The organism is Paracidovorax wautersii (assembly GCF_900113035.1).
Lineage (GTDB): Bacteria > Pseudomonadota > Gammaproteobacteria > Burkholderiales > Burkholderiaceae_C > Paracidovorax > Paracidovorax wautersii.
In genome coordinates this window covers 67,766-87,257 of record NZ_FONX01000013.1, presented here as the reverse complement: position 1 = coordinate 87,257, position 19,492 = coordinate 67,766, and the positions used below count along the sequence as shown (strand labels likewise).

Below are 19,492 nucleotides of genomic sequence, written 5' to 3'. Positions count from 1 at the left end.
CCATGCTGACCCTGCGGCAGGCCCATGCGCTGCTGGCCGCGCGCGTGTCCGGCGCACGCCTGGTCGGCGACGGTGCCACGCCGCTGCTGCGCGTGCATACCGACACGCGCACGCTGCAAGCGGGCGACCTGTTCGTGGCGCTCAAGGGCGAGCGCTTCGACGCCAACGCCTTCCTGGCCGATGCCCGCGCCTCTGGCGCCGCCGCCGCGCTGGCGCATGGCGGGCTCGAAGCCGCAGGCCTCGCCGGCATCGAGGTGCCCGACACGCTCCAGGCCCTGGGCGCGCTCGCGGCCGGCTGGCGCGCGCAGTTCTCGCTGCCGCTGATCGGCGTGACGGGCAGCAACGGCAAGACCACCGTCACCCAGATGTGCGCCGCCGTGCTGCGCGCCTGGCAGGGCCCGGACGAGGAACGCGCCTTCGCCACGCAGGGCAACTTCAACAACGACATCGGCGTGCCGCTGATGCTGCTGCGCCTCACCGCCGCGCACCGCGCCGCCGTGATCGAGATGGGCATGAACCATCCGGGCGAGATCGCCTGCCTGGCGGATATGGCCCGGCCCACGGTGGCGTTGGTCAACAACGCCCAGCGCGAGCACCTCGAATTCATGCACACCGTGCAGGCCGTGGCGCGCGAGAACGGCTCGGTGCTGTCCGCGCTGCCGCCGGACGGCACGGCCGTGTTCCCCGCGGGCGACGCCTATACGCCGCTCTGGCGCGAACTGGCGGCCGGCCGCGCCTGCCTCACCTTCGGCCGCGAAGACAGCGGCGCCGACGTGTACTGCCCCGCCGCCCGCTGGCAGGGCGGCGCCTGGCAGGTGCGCATCGCCACCCCGCAGGGCAGCTTCGACGCGGCCCTGCACATCGCCGGCCGCCACAACGTGGACAACGCCCTGGCCGTGGCGGCCTGCGCCGTGGCCGCCGGCGTGCCGCTCGCAGCCATCGCCCAGGGCCTCTCGGCCTTCGTGCCGGTCAAGGGCCGCTCGCGCGCCTTCGCGCTGGCCCACGGCGGGCGCAGCCTGGCCGTGGTGGACGACACCTACAACGCCAACCCCGACTCCGTGCAGGCCGCCATCGACGTGCTGGCCGAACTACCCGGCCCGCGCCTGCTGGTGCTGGGCGATATGGGCGAAGTAGGGAACGAAGGGCCCCGTTTCCATTCGGAGGCTGGGGAGCACGCGCGGCGCAGCGGCATCGACCTGCTGTTCGCCCTCGGTGCCCAAAGCACGCACGCCGCCGAAGCCTTCGGGCCGGCGGCGACGCATTTCGACGATATGGCATCGCTGCAGGCAGCGGTGCGCAAGGCGCTGCCCGCGGTGGGCAGCGTGCTGGTGAAGGGATCCCGGTTCATGAAGATGGAGCAAGTGGTGCAGGCGCTGGAAGCCGGCACAGAGGAACAGACAGGCGCGGGCTACGGCCCCGCACGGGAGGTGTCCGCATGCTGATGCTGCTCGCGCAATGGCTGCAGGAAACCGGCAATCCCGAGCTCAGCTCGTTCCGGGTGTTCCAGTACCTCACGTTCCGTGCCGTGATGGCCGCGGTGACGGCCCTGCTCATCGGGCTGGTCGCCGGGCCGAAGGTGATCCGCATGCTCACGGCGCTGAAGATCGGCCAGCCCATCCGCGGCTATGCCATGCAATCGCACCTGGCCAAGAGCGGCACGCCCACCATGGGCGGCGTGCTCATCCTGGGCGCCATCACGCTGTCCACGCTGCTCTGGGCCGACCTCTCCAACCGCTTCGTGTGGATCGTGCTGGCCGTGATGCTGGGCTTCGGCGCGATCGGCTGGGTGGACGACTGGCGCAAGGTGGTCAACAAGGACCCGGAAGGCATGCGCTCGCGCGAGAAGTATTTCTGGCAGTCCGTCATCGGGCTGGTCGCGGCGCTCTACCTGGTGTTCAGCATTTCCGAGAATTCCAATGCCCGCGTGTTCGAGCTGTTCCTGGCCTGGGTGCAGTCCGGCTTCTCGCTCAGCCTGCCGCCCAAGGCCGGGCTGCTGGTGCCGTTCTTCAAGGAAGTGACCTATCCGCTCGGCGTGCTGGGCTTCGTCATCCTGACCTATCTGGTCATCGTCGGCGCGAGCAACGCCGTCAACCTGACCGACGGCCTGGACGGCCTGGCGATCATGCCGGTGGTGCTGGTGGGCGCCACGCTGGGCCTCTTCGCCTACGTGGCGGGCAACGTGGTGTTCTCCAAGTACCTGCTGTTCCCGCACATCGCGGGCGCGGGCGAGTTGCTGGTGTTCTGCTCGGCCATGTCCGGCGCGGGGCTGGCCTTCCTCTGGTTCAACGCCAATCCGGCGCAGGTCTTCATGGGCGACGTGGGCGCGCTGGCGCTGGGCGCTGCGCTGGGCACGGTCGCGGTGATCGTGCGCCAGGAAATCGTGCTGGCCGTGATGGGCGGCATCTTCGTGGTGGAGGCCCTGTCGGTGATGCTGCAGGTCTCCTGGTTCAAGTTCACCAAGCGCCGCTACGGCACCGGGCGCCGCCTGCTCAAGATGGCGCCGCTGCACCACCACTTCGAGAAGAGCGGCTGGACCGAGACGCAGGTGGTCGTGCGCTTCTGGATCATCACGCTGCTGCTGTGCCTGCTCAGCCTGTCCACGCTGAAACTGCGATGAACCCGCACGATCCGCAACCCCGCCCCGACGACCAGGAACTGCCTGGCGAAGACGCCGGCCACAGCGCCGGCGCTGCCGCATCCGTGCCTGAGCCGGATTCCGTGCCCGTGGCTGCTCCCGCGCCTGCAGCGGCCGACGAGGCCTACCAGCCCGGCTCCGCCGCGCAGGCCGCGGCCGAGTTCGTCGCCCGCATCTTCGCCGACGTGGCCGCGCCCGAAGCCGGCGCCCCCGCATCCGCACCGGCTGCCGCTGGCGATGCGCAGGCCGATGCCTCCAGCGAAGCCGCCGCGCCCCAGGCCCCCGTGCCCGAAGGCCGCCCTGGCGAGCATCTGGCCGGCCTCCAAGGCCGCCGCGTGCTGATCTTGGGCCTGGGTGCCTCGGGCCTCGCCATGGCGCGCTGGTGCGTGCGCTGCGGCGCCGACGTCACCGTGGCCGACACGCGCGAGGCACCGCCCCAGCGCGCCGTGCTGGAGGCGGAATTGCCGCAGGTGCGCTTCATCGCCGGCGCGTTCGACGAGCGCCTGGTGCAAGGCCGCGGCCTGCATGCCATCTACCGATCGCCGGGCCTGAGTCCTGCCACGCTTGCTCCTGTTTTCGTAGCAGCCGGCGCGGAAGGCGTGCGCGTCACGGGCGAATTGAGCCTCTACGCACAGGCGCTGGCCGAAATGCGCGCCTCGCACGGCTACGCGCCCGCCGTGCTGGCCATCACCGGCACCAACGGCAAGACCACCGTCACCTCGCTCACCGGCCTGCTGGCGGACTGCGCCGGCCGCAGCGTGGCCGTGGCCGGCAACATCGGTCCCACGCTGATGGACACGCTGGCCCAGCACATCGACGCCGGCACGCTGCCCGAGACCTGGGTGCTGGAACTCTCCAGCTTCCAGCTCGACGACGCCGTGGGCTTCGAGCCCACCGCCGCCACCGTGCTCAACATCAGCCAGGACCATCTGGACTGGCACGGCGACCTGCCTGCCTACGCCCGCGCCAAGTCGCGCATCTTCGGCCAGACCGGCCTGATGGTGCTCAACCGCGACGATGCCGAGGTGATGGCCATGCTCACGCCGGCCGCACCCGCTGCGCCCGCCACGCCTGCGGGCGAGGCCGCCCCCGCGAAAAAGCCCGCCGCATCGCGCGCCAAGGCCGCCAAGCCGGTGCTGCGCAACCACGTCACCTTCGGCGGCGACATGCCCCGGCGGCCCGGCGACTTCGGCATCGAGGTCGTGTCCGGCATGGCCTGGCTGGTGCGCGCGCAGGAAGCCGACGAGACGGCGCGCCGCCCGCGCGCCGCTGCGGCAGCGGCCGAAGACCTGCACATCCAGCGGCTGATGCCCGCCGATGCGCTGCGCATCCGCGGCCGGCACAACGCCATCAACGCGCTGGCCGCGCTGGCGCTGGCCCATGCGGCCGGCTGCTCGCTCGCGCCCATGCTCTACGGGCTGCGCGAATACCGGGGCGAGCCGCACCGGGTGGAGCCTATCGGCATGGTGGGCGAGATCGAATACTTCGACGACAGCAAGGGCACCAACGTGGGCGCCACCGTGGCCGCGCTGACGGGCCTGGGCGCCGACCGGCGCGTGGTCGTCATCCTGGGCGGCGACGGCAAGGGGCAGGACTTCTCCCCGCTGGCCGACCCCGTGGCCCGCCATGCCCGCGCCGTGGTGCTGATCGGCCGCGACGGCCCGCAGATCGGCGCCGCGCTGCAGGGTGCGGGCGTGCCGGTCGAATCCGCCGCGACGCTGCCGGAGGCCGTGCAGGCCGCCACCCGCCTGGCCCGTCCGGGCGATGCGGTGCTGATGTCGCCGGCCTGCGCCAGCTTCGACATGTTCAGCGGCTACGAGCACCGCGCCCGCGTCTTCTGCGACGCGGTGCGCACGCTGGCGCACGACGCCGGCCAGGAACTGGAGGGCAGCCTGTGAACGGCTACGCGACCTCGTCTTCCGGCCAGCCCGGCCTGCTGCAGCGCCTGCGCGCCTGGGCCGGCGGCAAGCCCCCGGCCAGCGCCGACGTGCTGCCCGTGCGCGTGGGCGGCACCGAATACCGCCAGACCACCACCACCCCCGCGAGCGTGCTGGGCTTCGACCAGGCGCTGGTCTGGGTCGTCATCGCGCTGCTGGCCTGGGGCCTGGTCATGGTGTATTCGGCCTCCATCGCCATGCCGGACAACCCGCGCTTCGGCAAGATCGCGCAGTCGCACTTTCTGGTGCGCCACATCATGGCGCTGGTGATCGGCTTCGTCGCGGCGCTGCTGGCCTTCCAGATCTCCATGTCCACCTGGGAGCGCGTGGCGCCCTGGCTCTTCGTGTGCTCCATCGGCCTCCTGATCGCGGTGCTCATCCCGCACGTGGGCTCGGTGGTCAACGGCGCGCGGCGCTGGCTGTCGCTGGGCATCATGAACTTCCAGCCATCCGAGCTGGCCAAGTTCGCGGTGGTCATCTACGCATCGGACTACATGGTGCGCAAGATGGAGGTGAAGGAGCGCTTCTTCCGCGCCGTGCTGCCCATGGGTGTGGCCGTGGCGCTGGTGGGCGCGCTGCTGCTGGCCGAGCCCGACATGGGCGCCTTCATGGTGATCGCCGTGATCGCCATGGGCATCCTGTTCCTGGGCGGCGTGAACGCGCGCATGTTCTTCCTGATCGCCGCCGTGCTGGTGGGCGCCTTCTCCGTGATGGTGATGGCCAGCCCCTGGCGGCGCGAGCGGATCTTCGCCTACCTCGACCCCTTCAGCGAAGAGCATGCGCTGGGCAAGGGCTACCAGCTCTCGCACTCGCTGATCGCCATCGGCCGCGGCGAGATCTTCGGCGTGGGCCTGGGGGGCAGCGTCGAGAAGCTGCACTGGCTGCCCGAGGCCCACACCGACTTCCTGCTGGCCGTGATCGGCGAGGAATTCGGCCTGGTCGGCGTGATGGTGCTCATCGTGCTCTTCCTCTGGCTCACCCGCCGCATCATGCACATCGGCCGCCAGGCCATCGCGCTGGACCGCGTCTTCTCCGGCCTGGTGGCGCAGGGCGTTGCCATGTGGATGGGTTTCCAGTCCTTCATCAACATGGGCGTGAATTTGGGCGCGCTGCCCACCAAGGGCCTGACGCTGCCGCTGATGAGCTTCGGCGGCTCGGCCATCCTGATGAACCTGGTGGCCATCGCGGTGGTGCTGCGGGTCGATTACGAGAACAAGCACATGATGCGCGGAGGCCGGATATGACGGGCCGCTCCAGGACCGCGCTCGTGATGGCCGGCGGCACCGGCGGCCATATCTTCCCGGGCCTCGCCGTGGCCGAGGAGCTGCGCGCGCGCGGCTGGCAGGTGCACTGGCTGGGCACGCCCGGCAGCATGGAGTCGCGCCTCGTCCCGCCTCGCGGCTTCGCCTTCGAGGCGATCGACTTTTCCGGCGTGCGCGGCAAGGGCCTGCTGACCCTGGCGCTGCTGCCGCTGCGCCTGCTGCGCGCCTTCTGGCAATCGCTTGCGGTGCTGCGCCGCGTGCGGCCCGACGTGGTGATCGGCCTGGGCGGCTACGTCACCTTCCCGGGCGGCATGATGGCCTCGCTGCTGGGCAAGCCGCTGGTGCTGCACGAGCAGAACTCCGTCGCCGGCCTGGTCAACAAGGTGCTGGCCGGCGTGGCCGACCGGGTGTTCACCGCGTTCCCGGACGTGCTGCGCAAGGGCCGGTGGGTGGGCAACCCGCTGCGCGAGCCCTTCCTGCGCCAGCCCGGCCCGGCCGAGCGCTTCGCGCAGCGCACCGGCCCGCTCAATGTGCTGGTGGTGGGCGGCAGCCTGGGCGCCAAGGCGCTCAACGAGATCGTTCCCCAGGCCGTGGGCCTGATCCCCGTGCAGTTCCGCCCGCAGGTCACGCACCAGAGCGGCGCTGCGCAGATCGACGCGCTGCGCGCCAACTACGAGGCGGCGGGCGTGCAGGCCACGCTCACGCCCTTCATCGACGACACGGCCACGGCCTTCGCCGAGGCCGATCTGGTCATCTGCCGCGCCGGGGCCAGCACGGTCACCGAGATCGCCGCCGTGGGCGCGGCCGCGCTGTTCGTGCCCTTTCCGCACGCGGTGGACGACCACCAGAGCGCCAATGCCCGCTTCCTGGTGGATGCGGGCGGCGGCTGGCTGGTGCAGCAGCGCGAGCTCACGCCCGCCTGGCTGGCCGGTATGCTACAAAATACAGAGCGCACGACGTTGATGGAGCGTGCGCTGGAAGCCAAGAAGATGCAAAAGACAGAAGCCACCCAAGCCGTGGTGCAAGCGTGTGAGGAACTGACCGCATGAAACACGCCATTCGCCATATCCATTTCGTCGGCCTGGGCGGCGCCGGCATGTGCGGCATCGCCGAGGTGCTGTTCAACCTGGACTACGAGATCTCCGGCTCCGACCTGTCCGACAGCGCCACGCTGCGCCGGCTGGCCGGCCTGGGCATCCGCACGCACGTGGGCCATGCCGCGGCCCACATCGACGGCGCCGACGCCGTCGTCACCTCCACCGCCGTGCAGGCGGACAACCCCGAGGTGCTGGCCGCGCGCGACAAGAAGATCCCCGTGGTGCCCCGCGCCCTGATGCTGGCCGAGCTGATGCGCCTCAAGCGCGGCATCGCCATCGCCGGTGCCCACGGCAAGACCACCACCACCAGCCTGGTGACCAGCGTGCTGGCCGAGGCCGGGCTGGACCCGACCTTCGTGATCGGCGGGCGCCTGAACAGCGCGGGCGCCAACGCCAAGCTGGGGCAGGGCGACTACATCGTGGTCGAGGCCGACGAGTCCGACGCCTCGTTCCTCAACCTGCTGCCCGTGATGTCGGTCGTGACCAACATCGACGCGGACCACATGGAAACCTACGGCCACGACTTCAACCGCCTCAAGGGCGCGTTCGTGGACTTCCTGCACCGCATGCCGTTCTACGGCACGGCCATCCTGTGCACCGACAACGCTGCCATCCGCGAGATCGTGCCGCAGGTCACCTGCCCCATAACCAGCTACGGCTTCGGCGAAGACGCCCAGGTGCGCGCGGTGGACGTGCGCGCCGTGGGCGCGCAGATGCACTTCCGCGTGCTGCGCCGCAATGGCGTGGTGCTGCCCGACCTGGACGTGGTGCTGAACCTTGCGGGCGAGCACAACGTGCTCAACGCGCTGGCGGCGGTGGCCGTGGCGGTGGAGCTGAACGTGCCCGACGAAGCCCTGCTGCGCGCGCTGGCGGGCTTCCGCGGCGTGGGCCGGCGCTTCCAGAGCCATGGCGACCTGCCGGCCAAGGACGGCGGCCGCTTCACGCTGATCGAGGACTACGGCCACCACCCCGTAGAGATGACCGCCACGCTGGCCGCCGCGCGCGGCGCCTTCCCCGGCCGCCGGCTGGTGCTGGCCTTCCAGCCGCACCGCTACAGCCGCACGCGCGACTGCTTCGAGGATTTCGTCAAGGTGATCGGCAGCGCCGACGCGGCCCTGCTGACCGAGGTCTATGCCGCCGGCGAATCGCCCATCGTGGCCGCCGACGGCCGGGCGCTGGTGCGCGCGGTGCGCGTGGCCGGCCAGGTCGAGCCGGTGTTCGTCGAGGCCGTGGCCGACCTGCCCCAGCGCATCGTGGACACCGTGCGCGCAGGCGACGTGGTGATGTGCATGGGCGCGGGCTCCATCGGCAGCGTGCCTGCCAAGGTGGTGGCGATGCTACAAAACAATGAGCAGGCAGCGCAGGAGGCGCGGGCAGCATGAGCCAGAACGAACAAGCCAAGATCGACGTGCGCGCCCTGGGCAAGGTGGCCGTGCTGATGGGCGGCAGCTCCGCCGAACGCGAGGTCTCGCTGATGTCCGGCGGCGGCGTGCTGCAGGCCCTGCGCTCCAACGGCGTCGATGCCCACGCCTTCGACCCGTCGCAGACCGACCTGTCGGAGCTCAAGAGCCACGGCTACACGCGCTGCTTCATCGCGCTGCACGGCCGCCATGGCGAAGACGGCACGGTGCAGGGCGCGCTGGAGCTGCTGGGCATTCCCTATACCGGCCCGGGCGTGATGGCGTCGAGCATCGCCATGGACAAGATCATGACCAAGCGCATCTGGCGCTTCGAGGGCCTGCCCACGCCGGACTGGCGGCTGGTCTCCAGCGCCGCCGAAACGGCGCAGGCGCTGAAGGAGCTGGGCACGCCGATGATCGTCAAGCCCGCCCGCGAAGGCTCCACGCTGGGGCTGACCAAGGTGAGCTCGCCCGGCCAGTGCGAACAGGCCTATCTGCTGGCCTCGCGCTACGACCCCGAGGTGCTGTGCGAGGAGTTCATCGAGGGCGAGGAAACCACCTGCCCCGTGCTGGGCCAGGGCGCGGGCGCCCGCGCCCTGCCGGTGATCCGCATCGTGGCGCCCGATGGCAACTACGACTACCAGAACAAGTACTTCACCGACAGCACGCAGTACCACTGCCCGAGCGGCCTGCCCGAGCACGAGGAGCGCGAGATCCAGCGCCTGGTGGTCGAGGCCTTCCGCACGCTGCAGTGCCGCGGCTGGGCGCGCGCCGACATCATGATCCGCGCGAGCGACCGCAAGCCCTTCCTGCTGGAGATCAACACCTCCCCGGGCATGACCGGCCACTCGCTCGTGCCCATGTCGGCACGCTCCATGGGCCTCAGCTACGAAGCCCTGTGCCTGCGCATCCTGGCCAGCGCGTCGCTGGACAGCGCCCAGGGCCAGGCCGCACAACCCAACGCCACGTGAGCCGCATGAACCCCGCGCTGCCCGCACCGCTCGACGTCAAGCTCATGAACTGGACCGCCACGGTCCTGTTCGTGGGCTGCGCCGCGTTCGTGCTGGCGGCGGGTGGCTCCTGGCTGCTGCGCCTGCCGGTGTTCTCCATCGGCCGCATCGTGGTGCAGGGCGAACTGGTCCACAACAACGCCGTCACGCTGCGCGCCGACGTGGGCCCGCGCCTGGCCGGCAACTTCTTCACGGTGGACCTGCAGGCCGTGCGCGAGGCCTTCGAGCAGGTGCCCTGGGTGCGCAGCGCCATGGTGCGCCGCGAATTCCCCAACAGCCTGGTCGTGGATCTGCAGGAGCACCAGGCCGCCGCCTACTGGGGTGCCGAAGGCAGCCCCACGCTGGTGGACAGCACGGGCGAGGTGTTCGAGGCCGGCAGCGACGGCCTGGACGGCGAAGACCTGCCCAGCCTCAAGGGCCCGGCGGGCCGCTCGCAGGAAGTGCTGCAGATGTACCGCGCCCTCGTGCCGGTCATCAAGCCGCTGGGCTCCGCCATCGACACGCTGGAGCTGAGCGGCCGCGGCGGCTGGCGCGTGGTGCTCGATGGCGGCGCCACCGTGGAGCTGGGCGGCGGCACCACCGCCGAGGTGCTGCAGCGCACCGAGCGCTTCGTGAAGACGCTGCCGCAGGTGGCCGCGCAGCAGGGCCGGCGCGTGGAGGCGCTGGAGTCTGCCGACCTGCGCCACGACGGCGGCTACGCGCTGCGCCTGCGCGGCGTGACCACGGTGACGGCCGATGTGGCCAAGCAGCGCGCCGCCGCGCGCCCGGCCGTACGGCGTGCGCGCACGGCGCCGGCCGCAAGAACAACAGGGCAGACCCGCTGAGGGAAAGACACAACTATGGCAAGAGAATACAAAGACGTGGTCGTGGGGCTGGACATCGGCACCGCCAAGGTGATGGCGGTGGTGGCCGAGGTCATGCCCAGCGGCGAGCTCAAGCTGGCCGGCCTGGGCGTGGCGCCCAGCAACGGCTTGAAGCGCGGCGTGGTGGTCAACATCGACGCCACGGTGCAGAGCATCCAGCAGGCACTGAAAGAGGCCGAGCTGATGGCCGACTGCAAGATCCAGCGCGTCTATACCGGCATCACCGGCAGCCATATCCGCGGCCTGAATTCGAGCGGCATGGTGGCGGTGAAGGACCGTGAAGTCACCCCCGCCGACGTGGCCCGCGTGGTGGAGACGGCCAAGGCCATCAACATCTCCAGCGACCAGCGCCTCTTGCTGGTGGAGCCGCAGGAATTCGTCATCGACGGGCAGGACGTGCGCGAGCCCATCGGCATGAGCGGCATCCGCCTCGAAGCCAAGATCCACATCGTGACCGGCGCGCAGAGCGCGGCCGAGAACATCATCAAGTGCGTGCGCCGCTGCGGCCTGGAAGTCGAGCAGCTCATGCTCAACCCGCTGGCTTCCAGCCAGGCCGTGCTGACCGACGACGAACGCGAGCTGGGCGTGGCGGTGGTGGACATCGGCGCCGGCACGACCGACGTGGCGATCTTCACCGGCGGCGCGATCCGCCACACGGCCGTGATCCCGATCGCCGGCGACCTCATCACCAGCGACATCGCCATGGCCCTGCGCACGCCCACCAAGGACGCGGAGGACATCAAGGTCGAGAGCGGCTACGCCAAGCAGTTGCTGGCCGACCCCGAGGCGCAGGTCGAGGTGCCCGGCCTGGGTGACCGCAGCCCGCGCATGCTCAGCAAGCAGGCGCTGGCCGGTGTGATCGAGCCGCGCGTGGAAGAGATCTTCTCGCTGGTGCAGCAGGTCGTGCGCGAGTCGGGCTACGAAGAGGTGCTCTCCTCCGGCATCGTGCTGACCGGCGGCAGTGCCGTCATGCCCGGCATGGTCGAGCTGGCTGAGGACATCTTCCTCAAGCCCGTGCGCCGCGGCATTCCCAAGTATTCCAGCGCCTTGTCCGACATGGTGGCCCAGCCTCGCGCTGCTACCGTCATGGGTTTGCTCGAGGAGGCTCGGCTGGCCCGCATGCGCGGCTTCAAGGTGGCGCAAAAAAGCGGTTCGGTGAAGACGGCGTTCGGCCGCTTCAAGGACTTCATCGTGGGGAACTTCTGACATGGCCGGCTACCCACTCTGGCTTGCCCGCGGAAGTCCGCATGCGCGTGCGCGCGAGCGATGGCGAAGCACCGGCCCGCCTCCCTCGCCAGCCTGTTGTTTCCCGAATCCGATTTCTGAACCATCCAAGAACCCCAGGTGTGGCCCGAGCCACCCGAACCATCACGTGAAAGACTAGGAGCACCACATGTCCATCGAAATGATCGAAGCCGAAGAGTTCAACCAAGGCACGCAGATCAAGGTGATCGGCGTCGGCGGCGGCGGCGGCAACGCCGTGGAACACATGATCTCGCGCAACGTGCAGGGCGTGGAGTTCGTGTGCGCCAACACGGACGCGCAGGCGCTCACCCGCAGCTCTGCCCACCGCATCATCCAGCTGGGCCACAGCGGCCTGGGCGCCGGCAGCAAGCCCGAGAAGGCACGTGAAGCCGCCGAAGGCGCGCAGGAAGACATCCGCCAGGCCATCGCCGGCGCGCACATGCTGTTCATCACCGCCGGCATGGGCGGCGGCACGGGCACGGGCGCTGCGCCCGTCATCGCCCGCGTGGCCAAGGAAATGGGCATCCTCACCGTCGGCGTGGTCACCAAGCCCTTCGACTGGGAAGGCGGCCGCCGCATGAAGAACGCCGACGACGGCCTGACCGAGCTCGAAGCCAACGTCGACTCGCTGATCGTCGTGCTCAACGAGAAGCTGCTCGAAGTGCTGGGCGACGACATCAGCCAGGACGAAGCCTTCGCCCATGCCAACGACGTGCTCAAGAACGCCGTGGGCGGCATCGCCGAGATCATCAATGAATACGGCCACGTGAACGTCGACTTCGAAGACGTGCGCACCGTGATGGGCGAGCCCGGCAAGGCCATGATGGGCACGGCCACGGCCAGCGGCCCGGACCGCGCCCGCATCGCCGCCGAGCAGGCCGTGGCCTGCCCGCTGCTCGAAGGCATCGACCTCTCGGGCGCCAAGGGCGTGCTGGTGCTGGTCACGGCCGCCAAGGGCAGCCTCAAGCTGTCCGAGTCGCGCCTGGCGATGAGCACCATCAACGCCTACGCCTCGCCCGACGCGCACGTCATCTACGGCGCCGCCTACGACGACAGCCTGGGCGACGAGATCCGCGTGACCGTGGTGGCCACGGGCCTGTCGCGCGCCAACGCCCGCCGCCAGCCCATCTCGGTGGTGCAGGGCGGCCTGCGCACCGGCACCGACAACATCGCCTACCAGATGCCGGTGGCCGGCGCTGCCGTGGGCATGGCCGGTGGCCTGGTGGGCGGCGCAGCGCCCCAGGCCGACTACGGCAACATGTCCGTGCCCAGCGTGTGGCGCACCAACCGTACCCAGGCCGCAGCCCGCGTGGACGCGCTGTCTTCGGGCGGCATGGACGATCTGGAAATCCCGGCCTTCCTGCGCAAGCAGGCTGACTGATCCGGCAGCGGCCGCCGGGGCCGCGCCGATCCCTTTGCGAAGCCGCCGCTCCCTCATCGGGGCGGCGGCTTCGTCGTTGGCGTGTGTCCCTTCGGTGAAAACGGAAACCTATCGTTGACATAGGCAGTGGCGCGCACCGCAGCGGTGCAGTGCCGCCTAAAATCGCGGGATGCTCCAGCAACGCACGATCAAGACCCTCACCCGCGCCGTCGGCGTGGGCCTGCACAGCGGACAGCGGGTCGAACTGACGCTGCGGCCGGCGCAGCCCGATACGGGCATCGTCTTCCGGCGGGTCGATCTGCCCGAGCCGGTGGACATCCCCATCACGGCCGAAGCCGTGGTGGACACGCGCATGGCCTCCACCATCGGCGTGGGCGGCGCCAAGGTGCATACGGTGGAGCATCTGATGTCCGCCTGCGCCGGGCTGGGGCTGGACAACCTCTACATCGACATCACCGCCGAAGAGGTGCCCATCCTCGACGGCTCGTCGGCTTCGTTCGTCTTCCTGCTGCAAAGCGCCGGCGTGGAGCTGCAGAACGCACCCAAGCGCTTCATCCGCGTGAAGCGTCCGGTCGAGGTGCGCCAGGGCGAGGGCGCCAACCTCAAGTGGGCGCGGCTCGACCCGTACCACGGCTTCAAGCTGCGCTTCGAGATCGACTTTTCCCACCCGGCGGTCGATTCCACCGGCCAGAGCGTGGAATTCGACCTGGGCCTGGGCAGCTACACGCGCGACATCGCCCGTGCCCGCACCTTCGGCTTCACCAAGGACGTGGAGATGATGCGCGCCAGCGGCCTGGCCCTGGGCGGCGGGCTGGACAATGCCATCGTCATGGACGACTACAAGGTGCTCAATGCCGACGGCCTGCGCTACGACGACGAGTTCGTGAAGCACAAGATCCTCGACGCCATCGGCGACCTCTACATCGTCGGCCGCCCGCTGCTGGCGGCCTACAGCGCCTTCCGCTCGGGCCATGCGATGAACAACCTGCTGCTGCGCGAGCTGCTGGCGCAGGAAGATGCCTGGGAGATCGCCACGTTCGAGAACGAGCGCCAGGCGCCCACCGGCTTCGCGCAGCCGGTGCGGGCCTGGTAAGCGGCGTCCCAGGCAGGCAGACGCCATGCTGCTCTTTCGCTGGGCCGTGTCCCTGCTGCTGCTTCTGGCGGCCGTGTCGTTCATGTTCTACATGGGCACGGGGCAGCTGCGCTACCGGCGCATCGGGCTGGTGATCGTCAAGTGGACGGTGATCGCGGCGCTGTTCTTCTTCGCGGTGCTGTTCGTGCAGCGCATTCTCTGAAGCGGGCCGCGGCCCGCGGTTCGCTTGATGGCCCGCAGCGGCCTATACTCGCGCCTGCTCCGGGGTGCACGTATGGCGTGCTGAGATGGCGGACCTGACCGCCGGAACCGCGAACTTGATCTGGTTAGTACCAGCGTAAGAAGAGCTGCAGCCGGGATTCCCGCACCTGCAAGCGAATGCCCCAGCCGGCATTCGCCTGGCCGCCACGCGCCGTCGCCCCGTTCCCGGGGCCGAGGGCCGCGCAGCGGGCGCCTCCGCAAGGGGGCCGGGGGCGGCCACACCTGGCCTCATGCGGAGCACATTTCCATCCAACCGAGGAGATTGCCCGCCATGAATGCCCCCGACAAGTTCGCCCAGCTGCTCTCGCTGACCCGCGAACCCTTTCCCGCCTCCACCAAGAACTACATCACGGGCAGCCGCCCGGACCTGCGCGTGCCGGTGCGCGACATCGCGCTCACCAACGGCGAGCAGGTCAGCGTCTATGACACCTCCGGCCCCTACACCGACCCGGCCGCGGTGATCGACGTGCGCCGGGGCCTGCCCAGCGTGCGCGGCGGCTGGATCGAGGGCCGCGGCGATACCGAGCGCTACCAGGGCCGCCCGCAGCAGGCGCTGGACGACGGCAGCAAGTCCGAAGACGCCGCCCGCCTGGCCGTGCTGCGCGCCGAGGCCGCCGCCCTGCAGCGCGCGCCCCTGCGCGCCAGGAGCGGCGCCAACGTGACGCAGATGCACTACGCCAGGAAGGGCATCGTCACGCCCGAGATGGAGTACGTGGCCCTGCGCGAGAACGGCCGCCGCGAGTGGATGGCGCAGTACCAGCAGGACGCCGCACGCGAGCAGCGCCTGGCCGGCAACCCGATGGGCGCGAGCATCCCGAAGATCATCACGCCCGAGTTCGTGCGTGACGAAGTGGCGCGCGGCCGCGCCATCATCCCGGCCAACATCAACCACCCCGAGGTCGAGCCCATGGCCATCGGGCGCAACTTCAAGGTCAAGATCAACGCCAACATCGGCAACTCGGCCGTCACCTCCAGCATTGAGGAAGAGGTGGAGAAGCTGGTCTGGGCCATCCGCTGGGGCGCGGACAACGTGATGGACCTCTCCACGGGCAAGAACATCCACACCACGCGCGACTGGATCGTGCGCAACAGCCCGGTTCCCATCGGCACCGTGCCGATCTACCAGGCGCTGGAGAAGGTGGGCGGCATCGCCGAGGACCTGACCTGGGCGATCTTCCGCGACACGCTGATCGAGCAGGCCGAGCAGGGCGTGGACTACTTCACCATCCATGCCGGCGTGCGCCTGGCCTTCATCCACCTCACGGCCGGGCGGCGCACGGGCATCGTCTCGCGCGGCGGCTCCATCATGGCCAAGTGGTGCATGGCGCACCACCGCGAGAGCTTCCTCTACGAGCATTTCGAGGACATCTGCGACATCATGAAGCAGTACGACGTCAGCTTCAGCCTGGGCGACGGCCTGCGGCCGGGCTGCGCGAGTGACGCCAACGACGAGGCCCAGTTCGCCGAACTGCACACGCTGGGCGAGCTCACGCAGATCGCCTGGAAGCACGATGTGCAGACCATGATCGAAGGCCCCGGCCACGTGCCCATGCACATGATCCAGGCCAACATGACCGAGCAGCTCAAGACCTGCCACGAGGCGCCGTTCTACACCCTGGGGCCTCTGACCATCGACATCGCTCCGGGCTACGACCACATCGCGTCGGCCATCGGCGCGGCCATGATCGGCTGGATGGGCACGGCCATGCTCTGCTACGTGACGCCCAAGGAGCATCTGGGCCTGCCCGACCGCGACGACGTGAAGCAGGGGATCATCGCGTACAAGATCGCCGCGCACGCGGCCGACGTGGCCAAGGGCCACCCGGGCGCCCGCGCGCGCGACGACGCGCTCTCCCAGGCGCGCTTCGACTTCCGCTGGCAGGACCAGTTCAACCTGGGCCTGGACCCGGAGACGGCGCAGCAGTACCACGACGAGACCCTGCCCAAGGACTCGGCCAAGGTGGCGCACTTCTGCTCGATGTGCGGGCCGAAGTTCTGCTCGATGAAGATCACGCAGGAGGTGCGCGAATTCGCCGCCCAGGGCATGCAGGAGAAGGCCGAGGAGTTCCGCGGCACGGGCGGGCAGCTCTACGTGCCGATCCAGCCGGCCGGCTGAAGCCCAGCGCGCAGCCGGGGCGCGGCCTGGGTGCGGCCGCGCATTCCACCAGGCGAGTGACGCAGGCGACGCGGCGCCGCAGCATCCGGGGCAACCCTCTGCAGCGCCGCGCCGAATTCGCATACCGTGACGCCCTGTCCGCTGGCCACGAGCCGGTGGACGCCGCCTGTGCCGTGGCTCGCTTATTGCGTGCGCACGGACATTGATTTTCAGAGGAGCGCCATGAACGCCTTGGGTCGCCTGTCCATCCGTGCCCGCCTTTACTTCGGCACGGCCTTTTCGCTGCTGCTGCTCATCGTCATCGGAGCCATGGGCTATGCCGCATTGCACCGGACGCAGGAGACCTTGCAGGAGCTCTTCTCCCAACGGGTGCAGACACTCACCGATATGGCCGAGCTGCGCACCAGCCTGGGCGAGCTGCGCCGGGCCGAGAAGGACATCATCATCAACTTCAACAACTCGGACGAGGTGTCCGCGTTGCGTGCCGGCTGGGCCAAGACGCTGGCCGGCCTGCACAAGAGCCTGGCCGAGGTGCGGCAGGCCCAGGCGGGCGATGCCGAGTTCACGCAGGCCATCGACCGCTCGTTGGCCGAGATCAAGCAGTACGAGGACGGCATCTCGCCCGTCTTCGAGCAGATCGAGCGCGCGCAGATCGACGGCGCCGCGGGCGGTGCCTACGCCGACCGGCTCAAGAGCCACATGGAAGCGACCGACCGCCTCTTCGCCAGCCTCGCCGCCACCGCCCGCCAGCGCATGGACGAGGCCCGCTCCGGCATGGAAAGCCGCATGGGCACCATGGCCACGCTGATCGGCGCCGGCCTGCTGCTGGGCCTTGCCGTGCTGATACCGCTCACCTTCTTCAGCGTGCGCTCCATCACGCGCTCGCTGGGCCAGGCGCGCGACCTGGCCGAACGCATCGCCAGCGGCGACCTCTCGCAGCCCGTGCAGGCGCTGCAGCAGGACGAGGTGGGCCAGCTGGTGACGGCCATGGGCGTCATGCAGCAATCCCTGCGCAGCCTCGTGGCGCAGCTGCAGCAGGCGGCTTCCAGCATCTCCACCGCCAGCACCGAGATCGCCAGCGGCAACCACGACCTGAGCCAGCGCACCGAGCAGACCGCCGCCAACCTGGAAGAGGCGGCATCGTCCATGGAGCTGCTCACCAGCACCGTGCAGCAAAGCGCGCAGGCCTCGCGCCAGGCCAGCCAGTTCGCGGCCTCCGCCGCCCAGGTGGCAGGGCGCGGCGGCGAGGTGGTGGCCCAGGTGGTGGACACCATGGGCGAGATCACCGAGAGCTCGCGCAAGATCGGCGACATCACCGGCGTCATCGATTCGATCGCCTTCCAGACCAATATCCTCGCGCTCAACGCGGCCGTGGAAGCGGCCCGTGCGGGCGAGCAGGGCCGCGGTTTCGCCGTGGTGGCCAGCGAGGTGCGCATGCTGGCCCAGCGCTCGGCCGAGGCCGCGCGCGAGATCAAGGCGCTGATCGCCGCGTCGGTCGAGCGGGTGGAGGGCGGCTCGCGCCTGGTGGGCCAGGCCGGCTCCACCATGACCGAGATCGTGGGCAGCGTGCGGCGCGTGCACGACATCATTGCCGAGATCACCGCCGCTTCGTCCGAGCAGAGCGACAACATCGGCCAGATCAGCCAGTCGGTCAGCCAGCTCGACCAGATGACGCAGCAGAACGCCGCGCTGGTGGAAGAGTCCGCCGCCGCCGCCGAATCGCTGCGCGAGCAGGCCCGCAACCTGACGCAGTCGGTGTCGCGCTTCCAGCTGGGCGATGGCGCTGCCGGCCGGGCCGATGTGCAGCGGCTGGCGCTGCCGGCCGGCGGTGCCCTGGCGGCCTGAGCGCGCCGCAGCTGTGGCGCCTTTTGCTATGGTTTATATAGCTAAAGGCGCTTGATCTGCAAGCGCTATAAGCCATTTTCATGGTGAAAACGATGGGCTGCAGCCACCCTGCGATGCGGCGCTGGCCGACGCGCAGGCCGGTTACAGGCGGATAAGCGGCGACCGGCCATGGGCGCCAGAATGTGGCAAGACGCTGCGGCGTCCCCTCATCGACCGCTTCAAGGAGACTTTCCATGCCCTCGACCTCATCCACGCTTCGCACGCCCCATCGCGTCCTGCACGGCCTGGCCGCCACCTGCACGGCCCTGGTGCTGGGCCTGGCCGGTGCCCCGGGCGCCGAGGCCCGGCCCGGCGACGACGACCGGCATGGCCCCGGCCCGCGCGCAGGCCACCCGCACCACGGCAAGCATGGCAAGAAGGGCCCGCCCCACCATGCCCGCGGCCCGCACCACGAGCGCGGCTGGGGCCCGCCGCCGCATGCGCCCGCGCACGGCCTGCGCCATGGCGCAGGGCCGCACCACGACTGGTACCGCGGCGGCCGCGTGCCGGCCATGTACCGCACGCCGCATTACGTGGTGAGCGACTGGCGCGGCCACCATCTCGCGGCGCCGCCGCGCGGCTACCACTGGGTGCAGTACGGCGGCGACTACCTGCTGGTGGCCATCGCCACCGGCGTCATCGCCCAGCTGGTGCTGAGCGGGCGCTGAGCCGGCGCCCGCACGCCGCCTGGCCGGGCGCTCAGTAGCTGCGCCCGCCCTTGTACATGGCGTGCTGGCGGCGCGCGAGCGTGCCGCCGGCTTCGGCCAGCCGCGCCATGGCCGCACCCGCATGCGCGTGGGTGATGGCGATGCCCAGCGCGTCGGCCGCGTCGGTGCCGGGCAGGCCCGGCAGGCGCAGCAGGCGGCGCACCATCTCCTGCACCTGCGGCTTGGCGGCGCGGCCATGGCCCACCACGGCCTTCTTCATCTGCAGCGCGGTGTATTCGGCCACCGGCAGGTTGCCCGCCACCAGCGCCGTGATGCAGGCGCCGCGCGCCTGGCCCAGCAGCAGGGTGGACTGCGGGTTGACGTTGACGAAGATGATCTCCACCGCCGCCATGTCGGGTGCATAGCGCGCCGTGACTTCGGTGATGCCGTCGAACAGCACCTTCAGCCGGCCGGGCAGGTCGCCCAACGCCAGCGCCGTGGTGCGGATGGTGCCGCTGGCCACGTAGCTCAGCGTGTGGCCATCCACGTCGATCACCCCGAAGCCGGTGGTCTGCAGGCCGGGGTCGATTCCCAGGATTCTCATGTGCTACCAATTCAATAGCTGCCGGCGCAGGCAAGTCAAGCGCCGGAAGCCGACAGG

General features: G+C 70.0%; 16 protein-coding genes and 1 riboswitch. Of the genes, 15 read left to right on the top strand and 1 reads right to left on the bottom strand.

Annotated elements, in window-relative coordinates; genetic code table 11:
- Nucleotides 1–2 precede the first annotated feature (2 nt).
- The 15 genes from BM070_RS17515 (at nt 3) to BM070_RS17450 (ending at nt 18,852) form a co-directional block, all read left to right on the top strand.
- Nucleotides 3–1,442: a UDP-N-acetylmuramoyl-tripeptide--D-alanyl-D-alanine ligase gene (locus BM070_RS17515; RefSeq protein WP_092940635.1), complete on the top strand. Its 1,440-nt coding sequence runs from the start codon at nt 3–5 to the stop codon at nt 1,440–1,442.
- Nucleotides 1,436–2,617, top strand: a complete 1,182-nt coding sequence (gene mraY, locus BM070_RS17510) for a phospho-N-acetylmuramoyl-pentapeptide-transferase (protein ID WP_092940634.1) — start codon at nt 1,436–1,438, stop codon at nt 2,615–2,617. Before BM070_RS17515 ends, mraY begins: the two co-directional genes overlap by 7 nt.
- A complete protein-coding gene (locus BM070_RS17505) occupies nt 2,614–4,533 on the top strand; it encodes a Mur ligase family protein (RefSeq protein ID WP_092940633.1) in 1,920 nt (639 codons plus the stop codon). The genes mraY and BM070_RS17505 overlap by 4 nt, the downstream gene beginning before the upstream one ends.
- Nucleotides 4,530–5,816: a putative lipid II flippase FtsW gene (gene ftsW, locus BM070_RS17500; RefSeq protein ID WP_092940632.1), complete on the top strand. Its 1,287-nt coding sequence runs from the start codon at nt 4,530–4,532 to the stop codon at nt 5,814–5,816. Before BM070_RS17505 ends, ftsW begins: the two co-directional genes overlap by 4 nt.
- The gene (murG, locus tag BM070_RS17495; RefSeq protein WP_092940631.1) at nt 5,813–6,883 is read left to right on the top strand and encodes an undecaprenyldiphospho-muramoylpentapeptide beta-N-acetylglucosaminyltransferase; all 1,071 of its coding nucleotides are present in this window, start codon (nt 5,813–5,815) and stop codon (nt 6,881–6,883) included. The genes ftsW and murG overlap by 4 nt, the downstream gene beginning before the upstream one ends.
- Entirely contained in the window at nt 6,880–8,313 is a 1,434-nt protein-coding gene (gene murC / locus BM070_RS17490; protein WP_092940630.1) for a UDP-N-acetylmuramate--L-alanine ligase, read from the top strand. The genes murG and murC overlap by 4 nt, the downstream gene beginning before the upstream one ends.
- Nucleotides 8,310–9,302: a D-alanine--D-alanine ligase gene (locus BM070_RS17485; protein ID WP_092940629.1), complete on the top strand. Its 993-nt coding sequence runs from the start codon at nt 8,310–8,312 to the stop codon at nt 9,300–9,302. Before murC ends, BM070_RS17485 begins: the two co-directional genes overlap by 4 nt.
- Before the next feature lie 5 nt (nt 9,303–9,307).
- Nucleotides 9,308–10,165, top strand: coding sequence for a cell division protein FtsQ/DivIB (locus BM070_RS17480; RefSeq protein ID WP_092940628.1), 858 nt, complete (start codon nt 9,308–9,310; stop codon nt 10,163–10,165).
- A gap of 15 nt (nt 10,166–10,180) precedes the next feature.
- Nucleotides 10,181–11,410: a cell division protein FtsA gene (gene ftsA, locus BM070_RS17475; protein ID WP_092940627.1), complete on the top strand. Its 1,230-nt coding sequence runs from the start codon at nt 10,181–10,183 to the stop codon at nt 11,408–11,410.
- A gap of 187 nt (nt 11,411–11,597) precedes the next feature.
- On the top strand, nt 11,598–12,830 hold the full coding sequence (gene ftsZ / locus BM070_RS17470; protein WP_092940626.1) for a cell division protein FtsZ: 1,233 nt from the start codon (nt 11,598–11,600) through the stop codon (nt 12,828–12,830).
- Nucleotides 12,831–12,999: 169 nt separating this feature from the next.
- Nucleotides 13,000–13,923, top strand: coding sequence for a UDP-3-O-acyl-N-acetylglucosamine deacetylase (lpxC, locus tag BM070_RS17465; protein ID WP_092940625.1), 924 nt, complete (start codon nt 13,000–13,002; stop codon nt 13,921–13,923).
- A gap of 25 nt (nt 13,924–13,948) precedes the next feature.
- Nucleotides 13,949–14,125, top strand: coding sequence for a hypothetical protein (locus BM070_RS24840; protein ID WP_175518535.1), 177 nt, complete (start codon nt 13,949–13,951; stop codon nt 14,123–14,125).
- 50 nt (nt 14,126–14,175) lie between these two features.
- A riboswitch (TPP riboswitch) is annotated at nt 14,176–14,284 on the top strand.
- A 171-nt stretch (nt 14,285–14,455) separates the two neighbouring features.
- Nucleotides 14,456–16,300 (top strand): phosphomethylpyrimidine synthase ThiC, encoded by a 1,845-nt coding sequence (thiC, locus tag BM070_RS17460; protein ID WP_092940624.1) that lies wholly within the window; start codon nt 14,456–14,458, stop codon nt 16,298–16,300.
- 222 nt (nt 16,301–16,522) lie between these two features.
- Complete coding sequence (locus tag BM070_RS17455) at nt 16,523–18,145, top strand: methyl-accepting chemotaxis protein (protein WP_092940623.1); 1,623 nt, start codon at nt 16,523–16,525, stop codon at nt 18,143–18,145.
- A gap of 233 nt (nt 18,146–18,378) precedes the next feature.
- A complete protein-coding gene (locus BM070_RS17450) occupies nt 18,379–18,852 on the top strand; it encodes an RcnB family protein (RefSeq protein WP_092940622.1) in 474 nt (157 codons plus the stop codon).
- Nucleotides 18,853–18,883: 31 nt separating this feature from the next.
- On the opposite strand, the gene ruvC is transcribed toward BM070_RS17450, so the two are convergent.
- Nucleotides 18,884–19,435 (bottom strand): crossover junction endodeoxyribonuclease RuvC, encoded by a 552-nt coding sequence (ruvC, locus tag BM070_RS17445; RefSeq protein WP_092940621.1) that lies wholly within the window; start codon nt 19,433–19,435, stop codon nt 18,884–18,886.
- Nucleotides 19,436–19,492: the final 57 nt, after the last annotated feature.

Bases quoted from the DNA above. Each gene is read 5' to 3' on its own strand.
- BM070_RS17450 (WP_092940622.1), top strand. From the start codon at position 18,379: ATGCCCTCGACCTCATCCACGCTTCGCACGCCCCATCGCGTCCTGCAC.
- ftsZ (WP_092940626.1), top strand. From the start codon at position 11,598: ATGTCCATCGAAATGATCGAAGCCGAAGAGTTCAACCAAGGCACGCAG.
- murC (WP_092940630.1), top strand. From the start codon at position 6,880: ATGAAACACGCCATTCGCCATATCCATTTCGTCGGCCTGGGCGGCGCC.
- BM070_RS24840 (WP_175518535.1), top strand. From the start codon at position 13,949: ATGCTGCTCTTTCGCTGGGCCGTGTCCCTGCTGCTGCTTCTGGCGGCC.
- BM070_RS17455 (WP_092940623.1), top strand. From the start codon at position 16,523: ATGAACGCCTTGGGTCGCCTGTCCATCCGTGCCCGCCTTTACTTCGGC.
- BM070_RS17480 (WP_092940628.1), top strand. From the start codon at position 9,308: ATGAACCCCGCGCTGCCCGCACCGCTCGACGTCAAGCTCATGAACTGG.
- BM070_RS17485 (WP_092940629.1), top strand. From the start codon at position 8,310: ATGAGCCAGAACGAACAAGCCAAGATCGACGTGCGCGCCCTGGGCAAG.
- mraY (WP_092940634.1), top strand. From the start codon at position 1,436: ATGCTGATGCTGCTCGCGCAATGGCTGCAGGAAACCGGCAATCCCGAG.
- ruvC (WP_092940621.1), bottom strand. From the start codon at position 19,435: ATGAGAATCCTGGGAATCGACCCCGGCCTGCAGACCACCGGCTTCGGG.
- thiC (WP_092940624.1), top strand. From the start codon at position 14,456: ATGAATGCCCCCGACAAGTTCGCCCAGCTGCTCTCGCTGACCCGCGAA.
- ftsA (WP_092940627.1), top strand. From the start codon at position 10,181: ATGGCAAGAGAATACAAAGACGTGGTCGTGGGGCTGGACATCGGCACC.
- BM070_RS17505 (WP_092940633.1), top strand. From the start codon at position 2,614: ATGAACCCGCACGATCCGCAACCCCGCCCCGACGACCAGGAACTGCCT.
- BM070_RS17515 (WP_092940635.1), top strand. From the start codon at position 3: ATGCTGACCCTGCGGCAGGCCCATGCGCTGCTGGCCGCGCGCGTGTCC.
- lpxC (WP_092940625.1), top strand. From the start codon at position 13,000: ATGCTCCAGCAACGCACGATCAAGACCCTCACCCGCGCCGTCGGCGTG.
- murG (WP_092940631.1), top strand. From the start codon at position 5,813: ATGACGGGCCGCTCCAGGACCGCGCTCGTGATGGCCGGCGGCACCGGC.